Source organism: Novosphingobium sp. THN1, assembly GCF_003454795.1.
Classification (GTDB): domain Bacteria; phylum Pseudomonadota; class Alphaproteobacteria; order Sphingomonadales; family Sphingomonadaceae; genus Novosphingobium.
Genome location: NZ_CP028347.1, coordinates 2,051,942 through 2,067,524 on the forward strand (window position 1 = coordinate 2,051,942; position 15,583 = coordinate 2,067,524).

General features: G+C 63.2%; 15 protein-coding genes and 1 tRNA gene. 12 read left to right on the forward strand and 4 right to left on the reverse strand.

What is annotated here, in order from left to right:
• Positions 1-96 precede the first annotated feature (96 nt).
• From C7W88_RS10240 to C7W88_RS10250, 3 genes are all read left to right on the forward strand, one after another.
• Positions 97-1,938: a DNA polymerase III subunit gamma/tau gene (locus tag C7W88_RS10240; RefSeq protein WP_118073454.1), complete on the forward strand. Its 1,842-nt coding sequence runs from the start codon at positions 97-99 to the stop codon at positions 1,936-1,938.
• Complete coding sequence (locus C7W88_RS10245; protein WP_118073455.1) at positions 1,935-2,270, forward strand: YbaB/EbfC family nucleoid-associated protein; 336 nt, start codon at positions 1,935-1,937, stop codon at positions 2,268-2,270. Before C7W88_RS10240 ends, C7W88_RS10245 begins: the two co-directional genes overlap by 4 nt.
• A gap of 129 nt (positions 2,271-2,399) precedes the next feature.
• On the forward strand, positions 2,400-3,422 hold the full coding sequence (locus tag C7W88_RS10250) for a VacJ family lipoprotein (RefSeq protein ID WP_240344928.1): 1,023 nt from the start codon (positions 2,400-2,402) through the stop codon (positions 3,420-3,422).
• A 26-nt stretch (positions 3,423-3,448) separates the two neighbouring features.
• On the opposite strand, the gene C7W88_RS10255 is transcribed toward C7W88_RS10250, so the two are convergent.
• A complete protein-coding gene (locus tag C7W88_RS10255) occupies positions 3,449-4,483 on the reverse strand; it encodes an SIR2 family protein (RefSeq protein ID WP_118073456.1) in 1,035 nt (344 codons plus the stop codon).
• Between the two features lie 212 nt (positions 4,484-4,695).
• Here C7W88_RS10255 and lon point away from each other — a divergent pair, with 212 nt between their 5' ends.
• Together lon and C7W88_RS10265 are read left to right on the forward strand one after the other, a co-directional pair.
• Positions 4,696-7,101, forward strand: a complete 2,406-nt coding sequence (gene lon, locus C7W88_RS10260) for an endopeptidase La (protein WP_118073457.1) — start codon at positions 4,696-4,698, stop codon at positions 7,099-7,101.
• A 211-nt stretch (positions 7,102-7,312) separates the two neighbouring features.
• A complete protein-coding gene (locus C7W88_RS10265) occupies positions 7,313-7,585 on the forward strand; it encodes an HU family DNA-binding protein (protein ID WP_039337436.1) in 273 nt (90 codons plus the stop codon).
• Between the two features lie 74 nt (positions 7,586-7,659).
• Here C7W88_RS10265 and C7W88_RS10270 read toward each other — a convergent pair whose 3' ends face one another.
• Entirely contained in the window at positions 7,660-8,520 is an 861-nt protein-coding gene (locus tag C7W88_RS10270; RefSeq protein WP_118073458.1) for a hypothetical protein, read from the reverse strand.
• Between the two features lie 18 nt (positions 8,521-8,538).
• Positions 8,539-9,354: a 23S rRNA (guanosine(2251)-2'-O)-methyltransferase RlmB gene (gene rlmB / locus C7W88_RS10275; RefSeq protein ID WP_118073459.1), complete on the reverse strand. Its 816-nt coding sequence runs from the start codon at positions 9,352-9,354 to the stop codon at positions 8,539-8,541.
• A 175-nt stretch (positions 9,355-9,529) separates the two neighbouring features.
• Here rlmB and C7W88_RS10280 point away from each other — a divergent pair.
• The 4 genes from C7W88_RS10280 to C7W88_RS10295 all read left to right on the forward strand — a co-directional run bounded on the left by C7W88_RS10280 (position 9,530) and on the right by C7W88_RS10295 (position 12,214).
• A tRNA-Tyr gene (locus tag C7W88_RS10280) sits at positions 9,530-9,615 on the forward strand.
• A gap of 107 nt (positions 9,616-9,722) precedes the next feature.
• Positions 9,723-10,586, forward strand: coding sequence for an alpha/beta fold hydrolase (locus C7W88_RS10285; RefSeq protein ID WP_118074706.1), 864 nt, complete (start codon positions 9,723-9,725; stop codon positions 10,584-10,586).
• Between the two features lie 39 nt (positions 10,587-10,625).
• Positions 10,626-11,375 (forward strand): phosphatidylserine decarboxylase, encoded by a 750-nt coding sequence (locus C7W88_RS10290; RefSeq protein WP_118074707.1) that lies wholly within the window; start codon positions 10,626-10,628, stop codon positions 11,373-11,375.
• Entirely contained in the window at positions 11,372-12,214 is an 843-nt protein-coding gene (locus C7W88_RS10295) for a phosphatidylcholine/phosphatidylserine synthase (RefSeq protein ID WP_118073460.1), read from the forward strand. The genes C7W88_RS10290 and C7W88_RS10295 overlap by 4 nt, the downstream gene beginning before the upstream one ends.
• Here the strand turns inward: C7W88_RS10295 and C7W88_RS10300 are convergent.
• On the reverse strand, positions 12,162-12,440 hold the full coding sequence (locus C7W88_RS10300) for a hypothetical protein (RefSeq protein ID WP_118073461.1): 279 nt from the start codon (positions 12,438-12,440) through the stop codon (positions 12,162-12,164). The two genes, C7W88_RS10295 and C7W88_RS10300, sit on opposite strands and share 53 nt — an antisense overlap.
• A 467-nt stretch (positions 12,441-12,907) precedes the next feature.
• Between C7W88_RS10300 and rpsB the strand changes: the two genes are divergently transcribed.
• From rpsB to pyrH, 3 genes are all read left to right on the forward strand, one after another.
• Positions 12,908-13,666, forward strand: coding sequence for a 30S ribosomal protein S2 (gene rpsB, locus C7W88_RS10305; RefSeq protein ID WP_039337510.1), 759 nt, complete (start codon positions 12,908-12,910; stop codon positions 13,664-13,666).
• 123 nt (positions 13,667-13,789) lie between these two features.
• Entirely contained in the window at positions 13,790-14,716 is a 927-nt protein-coding gene (gene tsf / locus C7W88_RS10310) for a translation elongation factor Ts (RefSeq protein WP_118073462.1), read from the forward strand.
• 142 nt (positions 14,717-14,858) lie between these two features.
• A complete protein-coding gene (gene pyrH / locus C7W88_RS10315) occupies positions 14,859-15,581 on the forward strand; it encodes a UMP kinase (protein WP_118073463.1) in 723 nt (240 codons plus the stop codon).
• Positions 15,582-15,583 lie beyond the last annotated feature (2 nt).

Here is a 15,583-nt window from a genome sequence, read left to right on the forward strand (position 1 = left end):
CTTTAAAGTTGCATTTTGCAACTTATGAGTCAATCCACCGATTCCCGTTTGTCGGGCATTCGACATTCGGGCTGCGAGTGCTTACCTAAGGTAGCAATGGCCGATTCCACCGACATGTTTGGCGATCCTCCGCAAGAGGAGGAGAACAAGCCTTCCGCTGCCGAACTCGAAGCGGCGGGGCAGAGCTCGATGTTTGGTGATCCGGCGCCGGTTGCCGCCCCGCCAGCGCCTGCTCCTGCTCCTGCACCAGTAGTGCGAGAGACTGCGCCAGCTCCGACCGTCGAGGCCGCAGCGCCACCCGCTGCGCAGCCCTATCGCGTGCTGGCGCGCAAGTATCGGTCGCAGACCTTTGCCGAACTGATCGGGCAGGACGCGATGGTCCAGACCTTGGCCAACGCGATCAAGCGTGACCGGCTGGCCCACGCCTTCCTGATGACTGGTGTGCGCGGGGTCGGCAAGACCTCGACCGCGCGCCTGATTGCCAAGGCGCTCAACTGCATTGGCCCGGACGGGCAGGGCGGGCCAACGATTGATCCTTGCGGGGTGTGCGAGCCGTGCCGAGCGATTGCCGAGGGTCGCCACATCGACGTGATCGAGATGGACGCGGCGTCGAATACCGGCGTCGATGACGTGCGCGAGATCATCGAGGCGGTTCGCTATGCGGCGGTTTCGGCGCGCTACAAGATCTACATCGTCGACGAAGTCCACATGCTGTCGCGCAATGCTTTCAACGCCTTGCTCAAGACACTTGAGGAACCGCCGGCGCATGTGAAGTTCCTCTTTGCGACAACCGAAGTCGACAAGCTGCCGGTGACGGTGCTGTCGCGCTGCCAGCGGTTCGACCTGAAGCGCATTCCCGCCCCGCTGCTCGCCAGCCACTTCGGCATGATCTGCGGCAAGGAAGGTGTCGAGGCCGAGGACGAGGCGCTGGCGATGGTCGCCGCTGCTGCCGAAGGATCGGTGCGCGATGGCCTTTCGATCCTCGACCAGGCGATCAGCCATGCCGATCTTGTCGGCAGCGATGACGGCAAGACGCGGGTGACGGCGGAACAGGTGCGGCAGATGCTGGGCCTGGCCGACAAGACCATGCAGCGCCGCCTGCTTGATGCCGTGCTTTCCGGAAAGGGCGCCACGGTGCTCGACGAAGTGGCGCAGCAGTATGCGCTGGGGATCGAGCCGATCGCGATGATGCGGGCGCAGATGGACGTCGTCCACCGCGTGACGGTGACGCAGATCGGCGGCGTGGGGCCGGATGTGCGCTCGACCGAGGAGCGCGAGGCGCTGGAAGGCTGGGCAAAGGCGCTTTCGGCAGGGCAGTTGCACCGGCTGTGGCAGCTTCTGCTCAAGGGCTACGAGGAAGTGAAGGTCGCGCCCGATCCGCTGGTGGCGGCGCAGATGGCGCTGCTGCGGGCGATGCACGCGGCGGACCTGCCCGATCCGGGCGGGCTGGTGAAAAAGCTGGAGGAGATCGCCTCGCGGCCCGTCGTGGTGGCGCAGGCCGCTGACGGCGGCGCTGCTTCGGCTCCCGTGGCGCAGGCGCCTACCGCGCCGTCGATGGACTGGGAGGCGCTGGTCGAGCAGGTCGAGCATGTCTCGCCGCTGGTTGGATCGACGATGCGGCTAGGCGTGCGGGTGGTGGAACTGAAGCCGGGCTTGCTGCGCTATCAGTTGGCGCCGGGATTGCCGAACGATCCGGCGGCGGATATCCGGCGCGCGCTGAATCACGTGACTGGCGAGGCGTGGATCATCGAGCGCGGGGAGGGCGATGCCCGCCCGAGCCTCGAGGAAGCCAAGGCCGAGAAGGTGGCAGCGGCGGACGCGGCGATGAAGGAAGATCCTTTGGTCAAGGCGGCGCTGGCAGCTTTTCCGGGCGCGGTGATCATTGATGAGGAAAGCTCGCGAGAGCACGAGAAGAGACCCTGGAGCAAACGCGCATGAAGTCGATGGAAGAGATGATCCAGGCCGCCCAGAAGGCGGCGCAGACCATCCAGAAGCAGATGGAAGACGCTCAAGGCAAGCTCGACAATATCGAAGTCGAGGGTGCGGCCGGCGGTGGGCTGGTGAAGATCAAGGCCTCGGCCAAGGGGCGGGTGATCGGCGTCAGCATTGACGAGAGCCTGCTGGCACCCTCCGAGAAGGGCATCCTCGAGGACCTGGTTGCGGCAGCGTTCAACGACGCGCGCGGCAAGGCCGATGCCGCAGCCGCAGAGGAAATGCAGAAGGTACAGATGGCTGCGGGCATCCCGCCGGGCTTCAAGCTGCCGTTCTGACCAGTGGTTTGACCAGTCAGGCCGGTGCGGGCTGGCGATGAATTGCGATTCGATGACTTGCGGCATGGCTGGGGGCAGGCCAAGGCTGTGCGGTAAACTGAAAAACCGGACAGGAATTCCTGCTTGAGTGTGACCTTGCTTGCCAGCGCTGCCCTGCTTGCCGTTCCCGTTGCGGATGGGCCAGCGGAACCGGAGGTCGCGCTGGTGCAGGATGCACAAGGCGCCTCTGCCAGTGCAGCAACGCCGCTTCCTGCCGAAACACCCACTGAACCACAGCCCGCAACACCCGTTGCCTTGCCGCAGGCCCCGGCCCCATCGCTCGACCAGATCGAGCAGGATGACCAGGCGATCGTGGTATCGGGCGAGAAGACGCCGCAGCAAGACCCGATGCAGGCGGTCAATCAGGCGAGCTACGACGCGGTGCAGGCGGTGGACGACGCGGTGATCGCGCCGATTGCTAACGTTTACGAAAAGGGCGTGCCGCGTCCGATCCGCATGGGTCTCAGGAACTTCCTGCGCAACCTGACCGAGCCGATCGTCGCGCTGAACTATCTTCTGCAACTGAAACCGGGGAAGGCCGCCGAGACAGTCGGCCGGTTCGCGATCAATTCGACGATCGGGATCGGCGGCGTGATTGACGTTGCGAAGAACAAGCCTTTCAACCTGCCGTATCGTCGCAACGGGTTTGCCTATACGTTCGGCTATTATGGCATCGGGCCGGGACCTTACATGTTCCTGCCGCTGGTCGGTCCGACGACGCTGCGCGACGTGATCGGGCTTGGGCTTGATCGTTTCCTGATGCCGTTTGCCGTCGGCGGTCCGTTGCGCAATCCGGGCTATGTCTACGGGAGCTTCGTCATCCGCTCGCTAGACGAGCGTGTGGCGAACGACGAACTGTTCAAGCGCATCCGCGAGGAATCGAACCCTTACGCGTCCTATCGCGAGCTTTACCTCAAGACCCGGCAGGCCGAGATCGACGCGCTGAAGGGCAAGGCGGACTTCCAGAAGGAAGGGTCGATAGTCCTGCCGGCGATCACGCCGACACCGCCGCCCGCGATGCCTGCTGCGGCCAGCGAGCCGGTTTCTGCTGCGCCGCCCGCTCCGATATTCGTCTCTGAACCGGTGGTGCAGCCGCTGCCTTCCGCACGTTGAGATTGCTTCTCCGTGCAGCCGGGGCCTCAACTCTCCAACAGTAGCGAAAAATCCCGCAGGACTTCCCAGGCCTTGTTCGGCGAGATCATCAACTGGTCGGCGCTTTCCAGCCCGGCAAGGCGGCGGATCATCTGGGCGACGGTTGCGGCATTGCCGCTGCTCATGCCGTAAGTGGAGATCAGCACTTCGGGGTTATGCGATAGCGTATTCTCGAACAGCAAGTCGACGTTCTGGGGCTGGAAGCCAAAGCCCAGGAACACGAGGCGCTTCGCACTGGCCACGGACAGGCGGATATCGCGCAAGGCATTGCGATCGGTGCTGCGTTCGTTGAGCGACTTCAACTGGGCAGCGATGGCGTGGATGTTCCACGGCTGCTCAACGCCCCATTCGGCCTGGGGTGCTTCGCCCTTCTGCCATGGCAGGCGGCCAATGGAGCCATGCGGGTGCACGATGTCGAGCTTTTCGGCAATGACCTGCTGCGCTTCCTTGAGCTCTATCCCATAGGCCATGACCAGCGCGTAGGGCAGGAAATGCTCGACCGAGCGGTCGTAGTTGAAGTTGATGATGGTGAGCTGTTCGAGCGTCTGGCCAATCTTGCTGCGCGGCACGCCCGACGTGATCAACTGGCCGAGCTGATAGATCCAGTATTCCGCGATCTTGCCCTGCAACGGCAATTCCCCTTCGACGCGGGGAGCGTCCTTGAGGTTGCTGCGTGATTCGGCCTGACCCATGAAGAACGTGATCGCCAGCTTGCCGCAGGCGACGACGAGGGGGTCATGATCATACTGTTCGAGCACGGTATCGATCGAGCGACCGAGGCGGCAGGCATTGCGCAGGCGTTCGGCGGCGGCCGCAACGTCGCCGACCTTTTTGTTCAACCTTTCCGCAAGCTTGTAGATGTTGCGCAGAAGCAACTGGCCGTCGCGCGTCGACGTTTCCGAGTTGGCGCGCTTGAAGTCATAGCCCTGGATGATGCGGGCAAGAAGTTCCGCGTTGGTCGGAAATTGCAGTTCGGCGCTCGCGCCTGCGCCGACGATCAGTGTTGTTCGTGTACGCAGCATCCGGTGTGGCAACCTTTCCCGTCCCCGACTTCCAATGCGTATTTATACCTAACATCCGGTTTACGGCTTTCGCCGGGAAGAGGATCAGACTGCGCCAGAGTTGTCGTGATCCACAGCCGATATGGCAAAAGCCATTGCGACAGACGCGCGCGCTCCCCATATCCCGGGAAAGCGCCGGGCGGCGTGCCCGGCAGGACGGAAACGAAGTGCCCATGAATCTCTATCCCCTGCTTCCCCTTCGCGACATCGTCGTCTTCCCCGGCATGGTCGTGCCCCTCTTTGTCGGGCGCGAGAAATCGGTAGCGGCGCTGGAAGCGGCCATGGCCGGCAACAAGGACATTTTCCTGCTCGCCCAGCTCGATCCGGGCTGCGACGATCCGGATCGCGACGATCTGTATGATACCGGCGTGATCGCCAGTGTGCTGCAATTGCTGAAGCTGCCAGACGGCACGGTGCGCGTGCTCGTCGAAGGGCGTGATCGCGCGGTCCTTGAAGGCCTGCGCGAAGAGACGACGACGCATGGCGCGATGCTGGTTGCGCAGGTCGAGCCGCAGGAAGCCGTAGTGGCCGAGAGTACCGAGATTTCCGCGATGATGCGCTCGGTCGTCGATCAGTTCGCCGAATACGCGAAGCTTTCGAAGAAGCTGCCGCAGGATGCCGGCGGCCAGCTTGGCGATATCGAGGATGCCGGGAAGCTTGCGGATTCGGTTGCGGCGAACCTTGCAGCCAAGGTGGCCGACAAGCAGGCAGTACTTTCCGAAACCGACCCGATGAAGCGGCTCGAGATGGTGCTTTCCTTCATGGAGGGCGAGCTGGGCGTGCTGCAGGTGGAGCGCAAGATCCGTGGCCGCGTGAAGCGCCAGATGGAAAAGACCCAGCGCGAATACTACCTGAATGAACAGCTCAAGGCGATCCAGTCGGAACTGGGTGGCGGCGATGGCGAGGAAGCCAACGAGATTGCCGAGCTTCAGGAGAAGATCGACACTCTCAAGCTGTCGAAGGAAGCCAAGGCCAAGGCGACGGCTGAGCTCAAGAAGCTCAAGACGATGCAGCCGATGAGCGCCGAGGCGACCGTCATCCGCAACTACCTCGACGTGCTGCTGGGCCTGCCGTGGGGCAAGCGCAGCAAGCTGAAGAAGGACATTCCGGCTGCACAGGCCGTGCTCGATGCGGATCACTATGCGCTGGACAAGGTCAAGGACCGTATTGTCGAGTATCTTGCCGTCCAGGCGCGCACCAACAAGCTGAAGGGGCCGATCCTGTGCCTTGTCGGGCCTCCGGGCGTTGGCAAGACCTCGCTCGGCAAGTCGATCGCCAAGGCGACAGGGCGCCAGTTCGTGCGCCAGTCGCTCGGCGGTGTGCGCGACGAGGCCGAGATCCGCGGTCACCGCCGCACCTACATCGGCTCGCTGCCGGGCAAGATCGTGACCAACCTCAAGAAGGCTGGCACTGCGAACCCGCTGTTCCTGCTCGACGAGATCGACAAGCTCGGTCAGGACTTCCGGGGCGATCCGGCCTCGGCGCTGCTGGAAGTGCTCGACCCCGAACAGAACGCGAAGTTCCAGGACCACTACCTGGAGCTCGATTTCGACCTTTCGGACGTGATGTTCGTCTGCACGGCGAACAGCCTGAACCTGCCGCAGCCGCTGCTGGACCGCATGGAGATCATCCGGCTCGAGGGGTACACGGAAGACGAGAAGGTCGAGATCGCCGAGCGCCATCTGGTGCGCAAGCAGGTTGAGGCGCACGGCCTCAAGAAGGGCGAGTTCACGCTTGAGACCGAAGCGCTGCGCGACCTGATCCGCTACTACACCCGCGAAGCTGGCGTGCGCACGCTGGAGCGTGAAGTGGCGCGTCTTGCGCGCAAGTCGCTGCGACAGATCCTTGAAGGCAAGACCAAGTCGGTCACGATCACGCCGGAAAACCTTTCGGACTTTGCCGGCGTACGCAAGTTCCGTCACGGCGTGTCCGACGAGGAGAATCAGGTCGGCGCCGTCACGGGCCTCGCCTGGACCGAGGTGGGCGGTGAACTACTGACGATCGAAAGCGTGACAGTGCCCGGCAAGGGCGCGGTCAAGACCACCGGCAAGCTGGGCGAGGTGATGAGCGAGAGCGTCCAGATGGCGTTCAGCTTCGTCAAGGCGCGCAGCCCGGCCTATGGCATCCGGCCTTCGATCTTCAATCGCAAGGACCTGCACATCCACTTGCCGGAGGGCGCCGTGCCGAAGGACGGCCCGAGCGCGGGCATCGGCATGGTCACCGCCATGGTCTCCACGCTGACCGGTATTCCGGTGCGCGCAGAAGTGGCAATGACCGGTGAAGTCACGCTGCGTGGCCGCGTGCTGGCCATCGGTGGCTTGAAGGAAAAGCTGCTTGCCGCGCTGCGTGGCGGCATCAAGACGGTGCTGATCCCCGAGGAGAACCGCAAGGATCTTGCCGAGATTCCGGCCAACATCAAGGAAGGTCTGGAAATCGTGCCGGTCAGCCATGTCGACGAGGTGCTGGCCCGCGCGCTGTCATCGGTGCCGCAGGCGATCGAGTGGACCGAGGCTGACGATCTTGCCTCGCAGCCGACCGCACCGGCCGGCGCGACAGGGGCTGCGCCGACTGCCCATTAACCTTTGTTAAGTGCAAGTTCGGGAGGGGTGTGCGCACAATTGTTGCGTGCACCCCTTTCCTGTTCTGAAAAGTGGCTAAAAATAAGGTGATTCCGGGCTGGGCAGAGCCGAATAGCCTTTGACAGGTGATTGTTTCTCGGCTTGTTTCCGTGCACCCGAAAGGCGACTCAATTCCATTCAACCCAAGACAAAAGACTTAGGGGGTTCCGCAATGAACAAGAACGATCTGATCGGCGCCGTCGCCGATGTCAGCGGCCTGTCGAAGGGCGATGCGACCAAGGCCGTCGAGGCCGTTTTCGAATCGATCTCCGGTGCCCTGGCCAAGGGCGACGAAGTGCGCCTTGTCGGTTTTGGCACCTTCTCGGTGGCCAAGCGCAAGGCATCGACCGGTCGCAACCCGCGTACCGGTGAGCCGATGTCGATCAAGGCTTCGGCACAACCCAAGTTCAAGGCCGGCAAGGGCCTCAAGGACGCGGTCAACTGATCGCTGACTGACCGGGACTTCAGGCCCGGGGAATTTTGGAGCCGCGTCGGTCAGCCAGACCGGCGCGGCTTATTTCATGTGACGATGCGGATGAGGGCGGTCGGCGCTTCCTTGGTGCGTTCGTTGACCTTCCACTGCAGCGTCCTGCCCGAAGGCGACATGGCAGGACCCTCGTCGGTATTGTTCGCGAGAATCTCGCCGTCGGTGGTCAGCGTCAGCACGCCGTCGAGCACGGGCATGCCATCGCCACCGGCCTTTGCGCTCTTTTCATCGGCGGCCATGGCGGCCATGCCCATGATCGGAGAGCTTGCCGCGCCCGAGGCAAATGCCGGTGCATCGATGCGCACGCTGCCATCAGCACGACGGATCATTGTGACGAAGGGCATGACCATCGGCAGCTTTTCCACCATCGGGAAGCTGAAATCATGGGTCAGCTTGCCGGTGATCGCGTATTCGACTTCGAACTTGCCATCGCCCTTGTCGATGACCGACTTCCAGCCCCTCTGACGGCGCAAGCGTTCGGCGAACTCCTGCGCGGCGCGTGGATCGGATGGGTCGATGCCGCCGAGCATGGCCTTGGCCATCTGCTCGTCGGATTTCTTCTTTTCCTCAGCTGCAGCCTTGCTGGCGGCAACGTCTTCCTCCCAGACCCTCTTCTGCTCCGCGATTTCGTCGGCGGTGCAGGTCCGTTCCTCGCCCTTCTCGTCATCGAAACAGGTCGAAGGTTCGAAAGTCGCGGTCTCGTTCTTGCGGTTGCGCTCCTCGGCGGCGAGCTTCGACAGGGCGAGGACATGGATCTCGCCCTTGTAGGTGAAGCTGAAGCTGCCGTCCTTGCGCAGGTCTATGCCTGAGGTGAACTTGCCGGGGAGGAGCAGGCAGCCTGCCAGCAGCAGTGTGGCGAGCGTTGCCGCCGCCAAAGCCCAATAACGCCGCATCTGCCCCTCCTGTCGTGCTTATCCCTCGCGCGTGGCGACCGCATAGAGCGCGATGGCCGCGGCGTTCGACACGTTAAGGCTTTCGATGGCCGAAGCAATCGGCAGGCGCGCTATCGCGTCGCAGTGCTGGGCAACGTTGTGGCGCAGCCCTTCGCCCTCGGCGCCAAGGACCAGCGCGACCGGGCCTGCGGGAACGGCGGAGGGGAATACTGCCTTGCCATCGCCGTCGAGGCCGATGCGCCAGTAGCCTTCCTCGCTCATCCGCTCGAGCGCGCGCGACAGGTTCACAACGCGGACCCACGGCACGATCTCCAGCGCGCCCGAAGCCGACTTGGCGAGCGTGCCCGATTCGGGCGGCGCATGACGGTCCTGCGTGACGAGTGCGGCGACATTGAAGGCGGCGCAGGAGCGGAGAATCGCGCCGACGTTGTGCGGATCGGTGACAGAATCGAGCACGACGATGGTGCGGCCCTCGGATTCGTCGAGAACGTCGTCGAGCGCGACATCGTCGAGCGGGGCGCAATCGAGCACGAGGCCCTGGTGTGGTGCGTCCTTGGCGACAAGGCGCGCAAGGTCTGCCGCCTGGGCATATTCCACCGGAAGCGAGGCGGGCAATTCGGCGTCGTGATCGTCGAGCATGGCCTGGATCGCCTCGCGCGTGCCCCACAGCTTCTTGGCATCGCGGTTGGGATTGGTCAGCGCAGCCTCGATGGCGTGCCGACCCCACAGGCGGATCGAGCCCGCGCTGCCCCGGCCCGAGCCGCGTCCACCCCTGTTGCGGCCGGCGCGGCCGCGCAGCGCACGGCCCTTCGGTTGATCGTCATTGCGGGGCATCGGGAGACCTTCTCTGCAAGCTTGTTGAAAAATTTCGTGTCGCGCATGCCAGCCTGCCCATTGACAGGCAAGTCCAGCTTCGCCAAAGGGGCCGCCACTCGGCCGGACGGTCTCCTCGGAGACTTCGAAAATCGGGTCTTTCTTCGGGAAGAACCGGCACCGGCAGCACTGGTGTGGACAGGTGGCCGAGTGGTTAAAGGCAGCAGACTGTAAATCTGCCCGCGCAAGCGTACGCTAGTTCGAATCTAGCCCTGTCCACCACCAGCCCTTCGCTCCTGCTGCAGAGCGACCCCCGCCATACAGCCGGGACTTAATCGGCCAATTAATTGCGGTTGCGCTGCGATGGCAGTTGCGCAACGCTGCGCAGCATGACGAAGATCCGCATCCCTGTTTCAGGCAACTTGTCCATTGTTGCAGACGAGCTGGGTGATCCCAATGCGCCGACCGTCATCCTCGGGCATGGCGGCGGGCAGACCCGGCACAGCTGGGATCGGGCCGGTCAGGAACTGGCTTCGGCCGGTTATCACGTGATCAACTACGACCTGCTCGGTCATGGCGAGAGCGACTGGGAGCCGGACGGTGACTATTCGCTGCAGCGACGGGCGGGCGACCTCGCCAGTATTACCAAGCGTGTTCGAGGGCCGTTTGCCTTCGTAGGCGCATCGCTGGGTGGTCTGTCGTCAATGGCTGCGGCGTGCCATGGCACGGTTCCGGCGGCACTGGTGCTTGTCGATGTCGTGGTGCGATTGTCCGAATCGGGCGTCGACCGGATCGTCGGCTTCATGTCCGCCAATCCGAACGGCTTTGCATCGCTGGAAGAGGCTGCTGATGCGATCTCTGCCTACTACCCGGATCGCAAGCGCCCGGCGCGGCTCGACGGCCTCCGCAAGAATCTGCGCGAGGGAAGCGATGGGCGCTTCTACTGGCATTGGGACCCGAAGTTCCTGACTGGCGGGAACCCGGGTATTTCCCTCGAAGAGATGATTGCCGCAGCGGACTGGACACAGTCGGTCCCAAGCTTGCTGGTGCGCGGCATGAAGTCCGACATCGTCACCGATGAAGGCGTGGACCATCTGGCAGAGCGGATCGTTCATCTGGAAGTGGCCGATATTGGCGGTGCGGGGCATATGGTCGCGGGCGATCGCAACGACCTTTTCAACGAGGCGGTCATTGCATTTCTCGGGCGGGTCATGCCGCCAAGGGTGTCCGCCCCGTGGCAGAAGCAGGGATGATTGCTTGTTCTGGCGCGAGCCAACGCCTAGATGGGGCGCATGTCCGGAGAAATTCTCGATAACCGTGGTCGCGGTTCCGCCGGTTGGTCATGGCCATCCATCCATCCCGAAGGTCGCAAGTTTGGCCTGATTGCCGCAGCCTTGAGCGCTGGTGCAGCGTTCATGGCCTGGGAAACGATTGCCTGGCCGCTCGCTTTCCTGACCTTGGGCGTGCTGGCTTTCTTCCGCGATCCCGTGCGCGTGACGCCAAGGGACGACAAGTTCGTTGTGTCTCCCGCTGATGGCCTGATCACCCTGATTCAGAAGGTGCCGCCGCCGCGCGAACTCTGCGCCGACGATGGCTCGGGCGTTCGTGGCATGGACCCGGAACCGGTCACCCGCGTTTCGATCTTCATGTCGGTGTTCGACGTACACATCAATCGCTCTCCGATCGCCGGGACGATCCGACGGGTGGTCTATATCCCCGGCAAATTCGTGAATGCAGACCTCGACAAGGCGAGTGAAGAGAACGAGCGCCAGCACTTCCTCGTTGAACGCGGCGATGGGGTGCAGATTGGTTTTACGCAGATCGCCGGTCTGATAGCACGCCGCATCGTGCCGTTCGTGAAGGGCGGCGACATCGTGGCGGTGGGACAGCGCGTGGGGCTGATCCGCTTCGGCAGCCGCGTTGATGTCTATCTGCCGGCCGGGACCGAGCCGAAAGTGCTCATGGGCCAGAAGTGCGTGGCGGGGGAGACGATCCTTGCCGAGATCGGCGAAGCTCCGATGATCGAAGGCATCGGCCAATGATCGACGAGGGCAGGGCGGCTCGCCTCCGTCGCGGGCGCCTGCCCGGCGGCCTTACGCTGCGGGCCATGGCCCCGAATGCGATTACCACTGCCGCGCTTTGCTCGGGCCTTACCGGCATACGGTTCGCGGTTACTGCAGCGTCCGGCACCGATCCGCTGCAGGTTGCCGAGGATTGGCGCAAGGCTGTTGCTGCTGTCATTATCGCAGGCCTGCTCGATGGTATCGATGGCCGGATCGCCCGCCTGCTTAACGCACAATCGCGCTTTGGCGCAGAGCTCGACAGTCTGGCGGACAACGTCTCGTTTGGCGTCGCGCCCGCGTTGATTCTTTTCCTGTGGTCCTTGCAGGAGGCGCCGCGAGTGGGCTGGTTTGCAGCTCTTGCCGTGGCGATCGCTTGCGCACTTCGGCTGGCCCGATTCAATGCTCGCATCGACATCGAGGAACAGCCGCACAAGTCAGCTGGATTCCTGACGGGTGTGCCGGCACCGGTAGGGGCAGGCTTGGCGTTCCTGCCGCTCTACCTGTGGATTGCCACTGACAATCCAGTGTTCCGCGAGCCGTTGCTGGTCGGGCCATGGCTTGTGCTGGTCGCGTTCCTGATGATTTCCAATCTGGCTACGCTGAGCTGGTCGTCGCTTCGGCCGCGGCGCAGCGTGCGGCTCGAACTGATCGCCTTGTTTGGCCTGGTGATTGCGGCGCTGTTGAGCGAACCCTGGCTGACGCTATCCGGGATCTGCATTGTTTACCTGCTGCTGATCCCGGTTGGTGTAGTGCGCTATGCCCGGGTCAGGCGGCAGCGCGCAGCGAGCGTGCGGAGCGAGCCGCTTCCGCCTGCTTGAATGCGCGGCGCGCAGTGCGGCGCAGTTGCGGGGCGGCAAAGGCACGCGGCGATTCGGCTTCGTGGCTGGTGATGCGGACGAGGAATTCGGGGTCACGCTCAAGCGAGCGGTATTCAGCCAGAAGGGCAACGATCTGCTCTTTGCGCCCCTGCATCGTCATGAAGATCACGCCCACGGCGAAGGTGGCTGCGGCTGCGAAGACGACTGTGCAAACAAGAGCGAGCATTGGACCATTCCCTGCGTTCTGCCAGATCCACCTGGTTAAGAATCTCTTTACGATTCGCCTGTGGATAACCTGTGGATTGAGCTATCGTTCCTGACTGTCCGATGACTGATTCGGATATGGAGCTAATGTTCCTGTTTTGTTCTGTTCCGTCAAGCCGCAACAGGCGTGCTGCACCCGAATTCGCCGTGAGTCCCACCAACTTCCTGATTTGACGGGCGTATTTTTTGCCTCCTGGGCGGATTAATCTCGATCAAGCATCGTGCGGTGCGTGAGGACACGTCAGCGATTCAATGCTGGATTTTTCCCCCGCCATCCTCTAACGGCGGCGCGTTCGCACGAAGCTGTCTGGCATGGTGCTGGCAGAACAATGCGAACAATCCACACGGGATGCACTTTCACCGGTGCCGCCAGCGGGGGCTCCGCAGCGGTTCCAGCGTCCCGGAGGCACAACCGGAAAGGAATTACCCATGGCGGCACCAGTCGTCACGATGCATCAGCTTATCGAAGCCGGGGCCCACTTCGGCCACCAGACCCACCGCTGGAACCCGCGGATGAAGCCGTACATCTTCGGCGCCCGCAACGGCATCCACATCCTCGACCTGTCGCAGACCGTTCCGCTGTTCGCCCGCGCGCTCGAGTTCATCTCGGCGACCGTCCAGGCTGGCGGCAAGGTCCTGTTCGTCGGCACCAAGCGCCAGGCGCAGGAGCCGATCGCGCAGGCCGCGCGCGCTGCCGGTCAGCACTACGTCAACCACCGCTGGCTGGGCGGCATGCTCACCAACTGGAAGACCATCTCGGGTTCGATCAAGCGCTTCAAGGCGCTGGAAGAGCAGCTCGCAGGCGACACTGCCGGTCTGACCAAGAAGGAAGTCCTGCAGCTGACCCGTGAGCGCGACAAGCTCGAGCTGTCGCTGGGCGGCATCCGCGACATGGGCGGCATTCCGGACGTTATGTTCGTGATCGACGCCAACAAGGAAGAGCTGGCGATCAAGGAAGCCAACGTCCTCGGTATCCCGGTCGTCGCGATCCTCGACTCGAACGTCTCGCCCGACGGCATCGCGTTCCCGGTTCCGGCGAACGACGACGCAAGCCGCGCCATCCGCCTGTACTGCGAAGCCGTTGCCGCAGCCGCCACCAAGGGTGGCCGTGACGCTGCGATCGCTTCAGGTGCCGACCTCGGCGCCATGGCCGAGCCGCTGGCTGAAGAAGCTACGGCTGAAGCCTGATCCGGTTTTTCGAGTGACGGCCCGCTTGCAATGGCGGGCCGTCACCGAACTGACCCGGATGCGATTTACGGGCCGCGGCAGTGCTGCGGCCTTCCTGTGTTTTCAAGATAAAGGATCAACGCAATGGCTTACACCGCCGCTGACGTGAAGAACCTGCGCGAGCGCACCGGCGCCGGCATGATGGACTGCAAGAAGGCTCTCGACGAAGCCGGCGGCGACTTCGAGGCCGCCGTGGACGCGCTGCGCGCCAAGGGTCTGGCTGCCGCTGCCAAGAAGTCGAGCCGTACCGCGGCTGAAGGCCTCGTTGGCGTCGCCGTTTCGGGCACCAAGGGCGTTGCCGTCGAAGTGAACTCGGAAACCGACTTCGTCGCCAAGAACGATCAGTTCCAGGACTTCGTGCGCAAGGCCACCGAAGTTGCGCTGACCACAGGCGCTTCTGACGTCGAGACGCTTAAGGCTGCTGCCTATCCGGACGGTGGTTCGGTTGCCGACAAGCTGACCAACAACGTCGCCACCATCGGCGAAAACCAGCAGCTGCGCCGCATCAAGCACGTTGAAGTGTCGAACGGCGTTGTCGTGCCTTACATGCACAACGCGGCCGCCACCAACCTCGGCAAGATCGGTGTGCTCGTTGCGCTCGAATCCGAAGCTGCGGCTGACAAGCTCGAAGCACTCGGCAAGCAGATCGCGATGCACATCGCTGCTGCCTTCCCGCAGGCGCTGACCGCCGACCAGCTCGACGCCGAACTGATCGCCCGCGAGCGCAAGATCGCGGCTGAAAAGGCAGCCGAGAGCGGCAAGCCTGCCGAAGTCCAGGCGAAGATGGTCGACGGCGCTGTCGCCAAGTACGCCAAGGAGAACGCGCTGCTTTCGCAGATCTTCGTGATGGACAACAAGTCGACCATCCAGCAGGTCGTCGATGCCGCTGGCAAGGAAGCCGGCACGAAGATCGTGCTCAAGGACTATGTCCGCTTCCAGCTCGGCGAAGGCATCGAGAAGGAAGAGACCGACTTCGCTGCCGAAGTGGCTGCTGCCGCCGGCATCAAGTAAGTCTGTACCAAACGATCCCCGCATGGACGGACCGGTTATCTGGTCCGTCGGTGCGGGGATTGTTATGCCTGCGCCCTTGGCAGGCCCCTTTACAGGGCTATAAGGGCGACCACTTCCCTTTGGTTACGAGTGCATCCCATCCATGAGCGTCCCCAGCTACAAGCGCATCCTCCTGAAGCTCTCGGGCGAAGTGCTGATGGGGGAACAGCAGTTCGGGATCGACACGGACTATGTCGCCCGCGTTGCGCAGGAAGTTAAGGACGCGCGCGACAGCGGCCTCGAGATCTGCCTGGTGATCGGCGGTGGCAACATCTTCCGCGGCATTGCGGGCGCTGCCAAGGGCATGGATCGCGCCCAAGCTGACTACATGGGCATGCTCGCCACGGTGATGAACGCGCTGGCAATGCAGTCGGCGCTTGAGCAGCTTGGCGTGCCGACCCGCGTGCAGTCGGCGATCGAGATGGACAAGGTGTGCGAGCCGGTGATCCGACGCCGTGCCGAACGCCACCTCGAAAAGGGCCGCATCGTGATCTTTGCGGCGGGCGTTGGCGCGCCCTATTTCACCACCGATTCCGGTGCTGCGCTGCGCGCCGCCGAGATGAAGTGCGACGCTCTCCTGAAAGGCACCAGCGTGGACGGCGTATATGACGCCGACCCGAAGAAGGATGCGACGGCAAAGCGTTATGAAACCGTGGATTACGACACGGTGCTGGCAGACAACCTGAAGGTCATGGATGCGAGCGCCGTGGCGCTGTGCCGTGACAACAACATTCCGATCGTCGTCTTCTCGATCCGCGAGCGCGGCAATCTCGCCCGCGTGCTTGCGGGCGAGGGGACGCAGACGATCGTCAGACAAGGAGCCTGAGC